This is a genomic window from Campylobacter sp. BCW_6463 (assembly GCF_001762785.1).
GTDB lineage: Bacteria > Campylobacterota > Campylobacteria > Campylobacterales > Campylobacteraceae > Campylobacter_D > Campylobacter_D jejuni.
On record NZ_MJXL01000007.1, the window covers coordinates 38700 to 49634 of the forward strand.

General features: G+C 30.1%; 11 protein-coding genes and 1 pseudogene. 2 read left to right on the forward strand and 10 right to left on the reverse strand.

From position 1 onward, the window contains the following. Nucleotides 1–2: 2 nt before the first annotated feature. The 10 genes and pseudogenes from AJ884_RS00260 to AJ884_RS00305 form a co-directional block, all read right to left on the reverse strand. Entirely contained in the window at nucleotides 3–437 is a 435-nt protein-coding gene (locus AJ884_RS00260) for a hypothetical protein (protein ID WP_070233415.1), read from the reverse strand. After that, nucleotides 437–754 carry a rhodanese-like domain-containing protein gene (locus AJ884_RS00265; protein ID WP_002861250.1) on the reverse strand — a complete coding sequence of 106 codons (318 nt, stop codon included), beginning with the start codon at nucleotides 752–754 and terminating at the stop codon, nucleotides 437–439. Before AJ884_RS00265 ends, AJ884_RS00260 begins: the two co-directional genes overlap by 1 nt. Then, on the reverse strand, nucleotides 751–2577 hold the full coding sequence (gene htpG, locus AJ884_RS00270; RefSeq protein ID WP_002921604.1) for a molecular chaperone HtpG: 1827 nt from the start codon (nucleotides 2575–2577) through the stop codon (nucleotides 751–753). Before htpG ends, AJ884_RS00265 begins: the two co-directional genes overlap by 4 nt. A gap of 72 nt (nucleotides 2578–2649) precedes the next feature. Beyond that, nucleotides 2650–3018 carry a fluoride efflux transporter CrcB gene (gene crcB / locus AJ884_RS00275; RefSeq protein WP_079860125.1) on the reverse strand — a complete coding sequence of 123 codons (369 nt, stop codon included), beginning with the start codon at nucleotides 3016–3018 and terminating at the stop codon, nucleotides 2650–2652. Further along, entirely contained in the window at nucleotides 3012–3704 is a 693-nt protein-coding gene (locus AJ884_RS00280; protein ID WP_070233413.1) for a lysophospholipid acyltransferase family protein, read from the reverse strand. Before AJ884_RS00280 ends, crcB begins: the two co-directional genes overlap by 7 nt. Beyond that, nucleotides 3685–4881, reverse strand: coding sequence for an SH3 domain-containing protein (locus AJ884_RS00285; RefSeq protein WP_002870959.1), 1197 nt, complete (start codon nucleotides 4879–4881; stop codon nucleotides 3685–3687). Before AJ884_RS00285 ends, AJ884_RS00280 begins: the two co-directional genes overlap by 20 nt. Further along, nucleotides 4853–5525, reverse strand: a pseudogene (gene purQ, locus AJ884_RS00290) (phosphoribosylformylglycinamidine synthase I). Before purQ ends, AJ884_RS00285 begins: the two are co-directional and overlap by 29 nt. Nucleotide 5526: 1 nt before the next feature. After that, complete coding sequence (gene purS, locus AJ884_RS00295; RefSeq protein WP_002858611.1) at nucleotides 5527–5772, reverse strand: phosphoribosylformylglycinamidine synthase subunit PurS; 246 nt, start codon at nucleotides 5770–5772, stop codon at nucleotides 5527–5529. Between the two features lie 8 nt (nucleotides 5773–5780). Continuing rightward, complete coding sequence (gene purC, locus AJ884_RS00300) at nucleotides 5781–6491, reverse strand: phosphoribosylaminoimidazolesuccinocarboxamide synthase (protein WP_002880951.1); 711 nt, start codon at nucleotides 6489–6491, stop codon at nucleotides 5781–5783. Between the two features lies 1 nt (nucleotide 6492). Continuing rightward, the gene (locus AJ884_RS00305) at nucleotides 6493–7827 is read right to left on the reverse strand and encodes a S41 family peptidase (RefSeq protein WP_002856815.1); all 1335 of its coding nucleotides are present in this window, start codon (nucleotides 7825–7827) and stop codon (nucleotides 6493–6495) included. Nucleotides 7828–7944: 117 nt separating this feature from the next. Between AJ884_RS00305 and AJ884_RS00310 the strand changes: the two genes are divergently transcribed. Further along, entirely contained in the window at nucleotides 7945–8235 is a 291-nt protein-coding gene (locus AJ884_RS00310) for a metal-sensing transcriptional repressor (RefSeq protein ID WP_002859054.1), read from the forward strand. Between the two features lie 111 nt (nucleotides 8236–8346). After that, nucleotides 8347–10920 carry an ATP-dependent Clp protease ATP-binding subunit gene (locus AJ884_RS00315; protein ID WP_070233412.1) on the forward strand — a complete coding sequence of 858 codons (2574 nt, stop codon included), beginning with the start codon at nucleotides 8347–8349 and terminating at the stop codon, nucleotides 10918–10920. The last annotated feature ends 15 nt before the right edge of the window (nucleotides 10921–10935 follow it).

Below are 10935 nucleotides of genomic sequence, written 5' to 3' on the forward strand. Positions count from 1 at the left end.
GCCTAACCTTTTAGTTTTTCAAATTCATTCATCAGAAATTCTCTTAAATTTTCAGCTTCTTCTTCCCCTTTTTCTAGATACTCAAGCAATAAATTTTCTAATTCTTTTAAAAAAGAAAAAAGTTCGTTTTGCCAAATACTATCGTTTTTATTACTCAAATTCATGGTTTGTATGAAAGTCAGCTCCCTGCTTAAATCCCCAAGTTTTTCTAAAAATTCATCTTTTTGATAAGAAATTTTTAATGCTAAATTAGTATTTTGGATATTTTCTTTAAATTCTCTGATTTTTTCATCGATTAAATCACAAAATTTCGGATAAATATCCATTTTAATAGGCTCTAAAAGAGTTCGCTCATCTATATTTAAAGTAAGCTTTTTAACAGCAAAATAAAGAGCTAAAAAAGACAAAGCTGCTATGAGTAAATAAATTCCTAGCATTAATAACCCTTAAGGGCTAGCATGCCGCCATCTAAATTAATGCTTTCAAGTCCCAATTTTTCGGCTATAAATTCAGCTGCAACCATGCTTCTATGACCACTACGACAAATAAAAGCAAGTTTTTTATTTTCATCTCTTTTACTTTGAAATTCATCTAAAAATTTAGCATTTAAAAGCCCTTTATTATCATATAAAGCCACACATTGCGCATTAGGTAAAATACCTTCTTCCCATTCTAAAGGAGTGCGCACATCAAAAATTTGATATGCGTTTAAATCTTGCTTTGTCCAAAGACTTGCAGGGATATTCTCTATCATGAAAAAGCCTTGTTGATGATTTTTGTAAGGCTTGCATTAAATTCAGCAGGATTATCCACGCCCATACCTTCGCTTAGTTTTGCCATATTTAAAACTAGGGTTGCTATATCTGCGCTAAAAGTTTCGTTGTTTTTAAGACCTGTAAAAATAGCGTGTTTTGGATTGATTTCTAAAATAGGTTTGAAATTTTGCTCTTGACCCATTTGTTTTAAGAGTTGCTGCATAGCAAAATCAGGTTTATTTTTATCATAAACTATACAACTTGGGCTATCTTTTAAACGACTGGTTAGTCTTACATCTTCAACTTGATCTTTTAGAAGTTCTTTAAATTTAGCTACAAGTGGAGCAAAAGTATTTTTTTCTTCATCACTTAGTTCATTTTTATCTTCTACTTGATTGATGGCTACAAATTTCAAACCTTCAAATTCTAGCATAGGAGTTACTAAAGAATCAATCTCATCGTCCATGAGTAAAACTTCTATATTTTTTTGTTTATACTCTTCAAGCAAAGGAGAGGTTCTTAATAAACTTTCATTATTTCCTGCTATATAAAAAATTTCCTTTTGTTCGCCTTGAAGGTCATTTTTATACTCCTCTAAAGAGCGTAAATTTTCACCTTTAGTGCTTTTATAAAGCATGAGTTTTAAAAGACCGTCTTTTTCTCCACCAAAACCATAAAGTCCTTCTTTTAATACCTTGCCAAAGGTTTTAAAGAAAGATAAGTATTTTTCTTTATCATTGTTTTTTAGTTTTTCAAGTTCACCTAAAATCTTTTTAACGCTAGCTTCTTTAACACCTTTTAAAATTTGATTTTCTTGTAAAATTTCACGGCTTACATTAAGCGGCAAATCTTCTACATCGATAATCCCACGCACAAAACGCAAATAAGTTGGTAAAAGTTCTTTATCGTCATCACTGATAAATACGCGTTTTACATAAAGTTTTAAGCCACTTTGATAATCCACACGGAATAAATCAAAAGGTGCATTTTGTGGTATGAAAAATAAAGAATTGTATTCTAATTTTCCTTCGCTTTTAGTGTGAAGATAAAGTAAAGGTTTGTTTGAATCATGAAAATTTTGCTCATAAAATCTTTCATAATCTTCTGCTTTAAGGCTTGATTTTTGCATTCTCCATAAAGCATTGGCTTTATTGATTTGAGAAATTTTAAGTTCAGTTTTCCCTTCTTCTTCGCCTTCTTTAGCAGGAGTAAATTCTTCTTTTTCCATGAAAATTGGAAATTGAATATGATTAGAATATTTTTCAATAATGCTTTCGATTTTATAAGTATTAGCAAACTCATCATCTTTTAAATATAAAGTAATGCTTGTTCCTTGTTCTTCTTTGTTTGCGTCATCAATCTCATAACCATTTGCATCAGAACTCCAAAGATAAGCTTTATCATCTAAAGCTTTTTTACTTAAAACTTCGATTTTACTAGCCACCATAAAAGCAGAATAAAAACCTACTCCGAATTGTCCTATGAGTTGAGAATCTTTTTTAGCATCACCGCTCAAATTTTCTAAAAAGCTTTTAGTACCGCTTTTTGCTATGGTTCCAAGGTTGTTGATAAGATCATCTTTATCCATACCTATACCATTATCACTAATGCTTAAAGTTTTTTTATCTTTGTCAATTTTGATTTCAATTTTAGGTTCGAATTTTAAGCTTTTATATTTATCATCACTTACACTCAAAAAATTAAGCTTATCTAAAGCGTCGCTTGCGTTTGAAATAAGTTCTCTTAAAAAAATTTCTTTATTAGAATATAAAGAGTGTATCATAAGCTGTAAAAGCTGATTTACTTCGGTTTGAAATTGCATTTTAATCTCCTTTGTAATTTTTTAAAGTGGTATTTTAGCAAAAAATACAAATTCTAAAGTAAATTTAAAGATTTATTTGAAAATTATAAAACCAAGCCATGCGGCAAATAAGCAAAGAAAGACATTTAAGATAATATTTAACGCAAAATGAAGATAATTTCCACTTTGCAAAAGAAGTAAATTTTGATAAGAAAAAGTAGAAAAAGTTGTAAAAGCTCCTAAAAAACCTGTACCTATAAAGCTTTTAAGTAAAGGAGATAAACCTTTATTTTGTACATAAGAAAACAAAAGTCCTATGATAAAAGAACCCAAAACATTAACAAAAAGAGTTCCAAGGTTGATAGAATAAGGAAAAAATTTATTCACTAAATTTATAGAAAGCATTCTTAATATTGCTCCTATAAATCCCCCAAAACCAACAACTAAAAGGGTATTTAGCAAAGCTTAGCTCTTTCTTGCTCGAGCAATTCTTGCATTTTTTTTCTAGTGTTTTCAAGCCATTTGTCATCATTTGTATCGACTAAATCCATACAAATGATTTTAAGTACTCCACTGCTTGCACTAAAACTTTTTGTGTCTAAAATTTTTGCAGAATCCACAATTAAAATAGGCTGAACTTTAAGATTTAATTTTTCACTTAAAATTTTTGCTCCACTTTGAAATTTAAGCATTTTTTCATTCTTAGATCTAGTTCCTTCTGGAAAAATAGCCAAAACCCTATCTTCGCTAATTCTTTCTTTTGCTTCTTTTAAAACTCGTACCAAATCACGCGGATTTTTTCTATCTATACAAAGAAGTTTTGGTTTTTTCATAGCGACTTTGAAAATAGGAATTTCTCCTAATTCTTTTTTGGCAATCCAGCATAAATTTTTAGGATATAATTCTTCTAAAGCAATGATATCTAAAGCACTTTGATGATTCATTAAAATCATCTGAGCTTGTGGATTAAAAGTACCAATGATTTCTTGTTTATAAGAGATGGTATATCTTTGAAATTTAGCCCAAATTTTGCGGATTTTCCAAAGTGTGTTTTGAGATTTTGTAAAGTAAAAACAAAAAACCACCAAAGCAACGCTTAAAACAAAAAAAATCCAAAAATAAAGAGCTTTAATTTTTTTGTAAATCATCTTTATTAACCCAACCTATTTTTCCATCAGAAAACAGTACTTTAATATAATTTTGTCTTTTGCCTAAAACTTCTACTTTTTCATCTGCATTTGCCGTATAAAAATAAGTTGAAGGCTCTGTAGGTAAAATTTTAGCCCTAGAACCAGCCTTGATAATCGCATTTTGAGTATTGGTATCTACAAGAAAACTAAGCGCAAAACAAACAACTGCCAAAGCCAGAATAATGTAATTTTTTCTCCATACAAATAAAGCTCCAAATAAAACCGCTAAAAACCATAAGGTATATTGTTTATAAATATTTAAGTCTTTATTTACAGGATTTAAATCACTCTGAGTGCTGATCTCATCGTCACTAATTTTTAGTTTTAAATTTATATTTTCAAGCTTTTTACTGTCCTTATTGAAATACGAAAATTCAAAATTTGTTTTACTTAATGGCAAAATAGCATAATAAAAAGCACTAGAAGCATTAAAATCCCCTTTTAAATTTTCAATGCCTTGCTTTTGAATTCCTTCTATAAAAAAGCTTTTAAGATTTGTATTGGTTGCGTTTAGTTCTACCATCATAATGATATTAGCATCATCAAAATAACTCGCTTTAACTTTTTTAATTTCCAAAGAACTTGCCACAAGGTGTGAAAAATCTTTATTGGATAAAGTATTTTCAAATTTGATAGGATTCAGATTGATATCAGCCTCTTGAAAAGCTTCATTATTTCTAAGAAGTTTGATAGAAATTTTACTCAAACTAGCATTTGAATTTTTAGCTTCAAACCATAAAGTTGTTTTATATTCGTTATTGATAAATTCCCATTTTGCATCTGGATTTAAAAAAGATAAATTAGTTTTTTCTACGCTTATGTTAAAATCAAATTTTGTATTTTCCGTAGTGCGAGCATAGATCGTAATAGGAAAAACTTCTCCAACATATACCCTACTTGGATATTCATCATTTGTAAGAACCAAACTCCCTTTAGCTATAAAAGGATCATCTACATTGCTTTCAAAGTCATTATTTTCATCGCTTGGCGGAATATTTTGATAAATTTTTTGTTCTTCTTGGGGTAATTTTTGTAATTCTTTTTGCATATTTTCATCTTGGCCGCTAAATACAGAAATTTCACCTCTGCCAAACAATACAACAACACTAAAAATTAAAGTTAATAAAATTTTCAAAATAAAAAGCCTTTAAGCATTTTTAAACCTAGATCATTACCCAGAACTTTTTCATAAGCACGCTCAGGATGTGGCATGAGTCCAAAGATTTTTTTGTTTTCATCACAAATTCCTGCGATATCAAATACAGAACCATTTGGATTTGACTCGTATTTTAGAGTAATAAGATCTTTATCTTGCAATTCTTTTAAAGTAGCCTCATCAGCGTAATAATTTCCCTCTCCATGGGCAATTGGCAAATTAATAATTTCATCTTTTTTGAAATTTTTCAAAAAGGTATTATCATTAGAAACTACTCTTAAATTTTGGTTTTTTGAGATAAAGCTAAGATTGTTGTTATGCTTCATTGCACCTTTTAAAAGACCGCTTTCAAGTAAAATTTGAAAACCATTACAAATACCTAAGATATATCCTCCCTTTTTTGCATGATTAAAAACACCTTGCATAACAGGAGCAAGTTTTGCAATAGCTGCACATCTTAGATAATCTCCATAAGAAAATCCGCCTGGCAAAACAACTAAATCTGCATCAAATTCTTTTTCTTCATGCCAAACAATCTGCGTTTTTACTCCAAGTTTTTCAAAGGCATAAGCTGTATCAAATTCACAATTTGTCCCTGGAAATCTAATAATAGCAACTTTCATTTTACTCTTTCTCAATTATAAGCTCATAATCTTCAATGACGCTATTTACCAACAACTCTTCACACATTTTTTTGACTTGTTCTTTGGCTAATTTTTCATCTTTCTCATCAAGAGAAATTTTGATTTGTTTTGCTATTTTTACTTCTTTTACGCTATTAAAATTTAAAGAATGCAAAGCTTTTTCCACCGCTTTGCCCTGTGGATCTAAAACCCCATTTTTTAAAGAAATATTTACAATAACTTCCATATTTTTCCTTAATTTAATATTCTTTTTAAAACTTCTTCATAAGCCATTTTTACATTACCTAGATCTTGACGAAATCTATCTTTGTCTAATTTTTCATTACTAAATTTATCCCAAAATCTACAACTATCAGGACTTATTTCATCAGCTAAAACAAGCTCATTATCTTTAGTTAAACCCAGTTCGATTTTAAAGTCAATCAGCCTTAAATTCTTATTGTCAAAAAATGGAGTTAAAATAGAGTTAATCTTTCTAGCTATATTTTTAATTTCACTAATTTGAGCTTCATTTTGCACTAAATTTAAAATCAAACAATGCTCATCATTGATAAAAGGATCGCCTAAGGCATCATCTTTAAGACAAAATTCTACCAAAGCAAAAGGTAGTACAGTGCCATCTTTAATGCCCAGTCTTTTTGTAAGAGAACCTGTTGCAACATTGCGTACTATAACTTCAATAGGAACAATTTTACATTTTTTAACCACTTGTTCTGTATCGCTTATAGTTTCTACCAAATGGGTTTTAATCCCATTTTTTTCAAGCAAATGAAAAATTTCAGTACTGATTTTACAGTTTAATGCGCCTTTTCCACTTTCATTGCCTCTTTTTTCTGCATTAAAAGCAGTTAAATCATCTTTAAACTCACTAATTAGTAAATTTTCATCATCAGTTTTGAAAAGTTTTTTACCTTTTCCTTCGTAGAGCATTTCTTTTTTTGTCATTTTATTGTCCTTGTTTGATATTTAAAATTTTAATAGTATCAATAGCTGATTTTAACTGTGCGTCATCATTGATTTGTTTTTGACTGATTAGATTTTTATTGTCTTTATTTTCTTGTTTATCTTCTTTTTTATTTTTATCTATTTTTTCAAGCTCACTTTCTAAATGTTGTTTTAAGTCGCTTTCTTTTATAGAAAAACCATCTTCTTGAGTATTTACTTTACCTGGAAAAACTTCAATATCAGGTTTTACACCCACTGCTTGAATAGTACGGCCGCTTGGAAGATAATATCTTGCAATAGTAAGCCTTAAAGCTTCAGTTTTATTAATAGGTATGATTTGTTGAACACTACCTTTTCCAAAAGTATTTTCACCCACAATAACACCGCGTTTAAGATCTTGTAAAGCTCCACTTACGATTTCACTTGCACTAGCACTTCCACCATTTACAAGCACAACCAAAGAAGCATTAGAAATTTTGTTTTTAGGATCGGCTTTATATTCTTGATTTTCACTTGCGATGCGTCCTTTTTGAGAAACAATAACACCTTTATCTACAAATAAATTTACAAGTCCTATAGCTTGATTTAAAAGTCCACCAGGATTATTTCTAAGATCTAAAATAACCCCTTTAACATTAGGATATTTTTTAAGTTCTTTACTTGCCACATCTACAACATTTTTATCAAAATTTGTAACTCTAAGATAAAGAATGTTTTCATTTTCTATCATTTTTGCATAAACACTTTCTATCTTAATAATTTCTCTTGTAAGTGTAACATCAAAAGGTTTTGTTGCACCTTTTCTAAAGATGGTTAAAGTGATTTGAGTTTTTGGCTTACCACGCATTTTATCTACAGCATCATTGAGATTAATTCCTAAAGTGGCCTCATCATTAATTTTTAAAATAATATCTCCTGATTTTATCCCTGCTTTATCTGCTGGTGTTCCTTCTATAGGAGAAACAACTGTTAAAGCGCCATCTTTCATACCTACGGTTATACCAAGGCCACCAAATTCGCCATTGGTTTGAATTTTCATATCATTAAAATCTTTTTCATTTAAAAAAGAAGAATGCGCATCAAGATTGCTTAAAAGTCCTGATAAAGATTTATCCACCAAATCGCTGATATTTTGATCATCCACATAGTATTGCTCTACTATGGCAAGAGTTTTTGTAAGCTTATCTAAAGCTTCTAGGCGTTTTTGAACCTGCTCTTCTTTTTGATCAACTTTAGCTTGTAAATGACTCGTTAAAAATAGACATAAAATAAAAGTAGTGGCAAAGCCTGCAAGACCTGCAAAAAATCGTTTTGTTTTCAAAATAAGCTCCATTATTGAGTTTTAGTTTAAAGACTAAATTTTAATAAAAATTACTTAAAACTTCGTAAATAAATTTAAATTCTTAAAAATATGTTAAAATAGACTAAAAATTCCAAAAAGAAAGTTAATACAATGTGCCAAGAAAAACATACTCATACACATTCTCAAAAACATCTTAAAGCAGTTTGCAATCGTCTAAGTAGAACCATAGGGCATTTAAGCGCTATTAAAAGAATGGTTGAAAATGACAAAGACTGTAGTGAAATTTTAATCCAGCTTGCTGCCGTAAAAGCCGAAGTTAACAATACTGCAAAAGTAGTTTTAAAAGAACATTTAGCTCATTGTATGGTACATGCTATAGAAGAAAATGATATTCAAAGCATAGAAGAATTAAACAAGGCTATAGATATGTTTATGAAATAATCTAAAATTAGTCATTTGTCCTATTATTTAAAAAATTTTACTCAATTAATTTGACATTATATGACTAAAGTTATATAATGTCAAGTATATAAACTAAATAAAGGATAAAACATGGCAAATATACAAGATTTTTTAACTGATAATATGCTTTCAAACCTTGAAAGTGCAGCATCTTTAGCTATACATTCTAAAAATACCGAAGTCGTATCTTTGCACCTTTTATGGGCTTTAAGCGTAGATAGTACAAGTATTTTAAATCAAATTTTAAATAAATTAAATATTTCTAAAGAAGCCTTAGAGCTTGAAATTAAAAGCAGAATTTCAAAACTTGCAACGAGTTCAAATGTAAGCCGTGAAAATATACGCTTTTCCAATGAACTTATAAATTCATTAGAAAATGCTAAAGGATTGATGAGTGCTAATGGAGATAGTTATTTAAGTGTGGATACTTGGCTTATAAGTGAAAGTCAAAAAAGTCCTATTAAAGAAATTTTAGCGCAATTTTTAGATTTAAGAGAATTTCAAAAAGAGCTTGAAAGTCTAAGGGCAGGACGCAAAATAGATAGCAAAACAAGCGATGAAACCTTAGATAGCTTAAATAAATTTGGTATAGATTTAACCTTAAAAGCAAGTGAGGGTAAACTTGATCCTGTTATAGGTAGAGAAGAAGAAATCGAACGCTTGATGCAAATTTTAATACGTAAAACCAAAAATAACCCTATACTTTTAGGTGAACCAGGTGTAGGAAAAACAGCTATAGTAGAAGCTTTAGCGCAAAGAATTATCAAAAAAGATGTTCCAAAATCTTTACAAAATAAAAAAGTCATCGCTCTTGATATGAGTGCTTTAATTGCAGGCGCAAAATACAGAGGAGAATTTGAAGATAGATTAAAAGCTGTGGTTAATGAAGTGATAAAAAGTGAAAATATCATTCTTTTTATCGATGAAATTCACACTATAGTAGGTGCTGGAGCGAGTGAAGGCAGTATGGATGCGGCAAATATTTTAAAACCCGCTCTTGCAAGAGGTGAACTCCATACCATAGGCGCAACTACTTTAAAAGAATATCGTAAATATTTTGAAAAAGATGCAGCCTTGCAGCGCCGTTTTCAGCCTGTAAATGTAGGTGAGCCAAGTGTTAATGAGGCTTTGGCTATGTTAAGGGGTATAAAAGAAAAGCTTGAAATTCATCATAATGTAACTATAAATGATAGCGCTTTAGTAGCCGCAGCTAAACTTTCAAAGCGTTATATAGCAGATCGTTTTTTACCTGATAAAGCCATTGATTTAATCGATGAAGCTGCAGCTGAACTGAAAATGCAAATTGAAAGTGAACCAAGTTCTTTAAGAAAAGTACGCAAAGATATAGAAACTTTAGAAGTTGAAAATGAAGCTTTAAAAATGGAAAATGATGAGAAAAATCAAAAAAGACTCGATGAAATCACAAAAGAACTAGCTAATTTAAAAGAAAAACAAAATGCCCTAAATTCACAGTTTGAAAATGAAAAAAGTGTTTTTGATGATATAAGCACTAAGAAAAAAGAAATTGATCTACTTAAAAATGAAGCTTCTTTAGCTAAAGCTAGAGGTGAATTTCAAAAAGCAGCTGAGTTAGAGTATGGAAAAATTCCAAGTCTTGAAAAAGAAGTAGAAATTTTAGAAGATAAATGGAAAAAAATGAGCGAAAATGGAGTTTTACTTAAAAATCAAGTAGATGAGGATTTGGTTGCTGGAATTTTAAGCAAATGGACAGGTATTAGCGTGCAAAAAATGCTAACCTCTGAAAAACAAAAATTCTTAGAAGTGGAAAAACATTTAAAAGAAAGTGTCATAGGACAAGATAAGGCCTTAAGTGCTTTAGCTAGAGCCATTAAACGCAACAAAGCAGGACTTAATGCGGACAATAAACCTATAGGAAGCTTTTTGTTTTTAGGGCCAACAGGGGTAGGAAAAACACAATCAGCTAAAGCTTTGGCGAAATTTTTATTTGATGATGAAAAAGCAATGATTCGCTTTGATATGAGTGAATTTATGGAAAAACATAGTGTTTCAAGACTCTTAGGTGCACCTCCAGGATACATAGGACATGAAGAAGGTGGAGAGCTTACTGAAGCTGTACGAAGAAAACCTTATAGCGTGCTTTTGTTTGATGAAGTTGAAAAAGCACATAAAGATGTATTTAATGTGCTTTTAGGGATTTTAGATGATGGTAGAGCAACCGATAGCAAAGGTGTAACAGTGGATTTTAAAAATACCATTATCATTTTAACTTCTAATATCGCCTCAAGTGCTATTATGAATTTAAGTGGAAAAGAACAAGAAGATGCGGTAAAAAATGAGTTAAAAATTTTCTTTAAACCTGAGTTTTTAAACCGCTTAGATGATATTATCACCTTTAATCCACTTGGAAAAGATGAAGCTTATGAAATAGTTAAGCTTTTATTTAAAGATTTACAAATGAGCTTAGAAAACAAGGGGATAAAAGCGAGTTTAAGCGAAAATGCAGCTCTTTTAATCGCTAAAGATGGTTTTGACCCTGATTTTGGTGCTAGACCTTTAAGAAGAGCTATTTATGATCTTATAGAAGATAAATTAAGCGATATGATACTTGCTGATGAACTTCATGAAAATGATAGCATTATCATTGATGCAAAAGATGATGAAATAATCATCAAAAAAGCTTAATCATTTTGAAAGTAG

Coding starts and splice junctions, on each gene's coding strand:
- purC (WP_002880951.1), bottom strand. CDS start 6,491: ATGACAAAAAAAGAAATGCTCTACGAAGGAAAAGGTAAAAAACTTTTC.
- AJ884_RS00315 (WP_070233412.1), top strand. CDS start 8,347: ATGGCAAATATACAAGATTTTTTAACTGATAATATGCTTTCAAACCTT.
- AJ884_RS00310 (WP_002859054.1), top strand. CDS start 7,945: ATGTGCCAAGAAAAACATACTCATACACATTCTCAAAAACATCTTAAA.
- htpG (WP_002921604.1), bottom strand. CDS start 2,577: ATGCAATTTCAAACCGAAGTAAATCAGCTTTTACAGCTTATGATACAC.
- purS (WP_002858611.1), bottom strand. CDS start 5,772: ATGGAAGTTATTGTAAATATTTCTTTAAAAAATGGGGTTTTAGATCCA.
- AJ884_RS00280 (WP_070233413.1), bottom strand. CDS start 3,704: ATGATTTACAAAAAAATTAAAGCTCTTTATTTTTGGATTTTTTTTGTT.
- AJ884_RS00260 (WP_070233415.1), bottom strand. CDS start 437: ATGCTAGGAATTTATTTACTCATAGCAGCTTTGTCTTTTTTAGCTCTT.
- AJ884_RS00265 (WP_002861250.1), bottom strand. CDS start 754: ATGATAGAGAATATCCCTGCAAGTCTTTGGACAAAGCAAGATTTAAAC.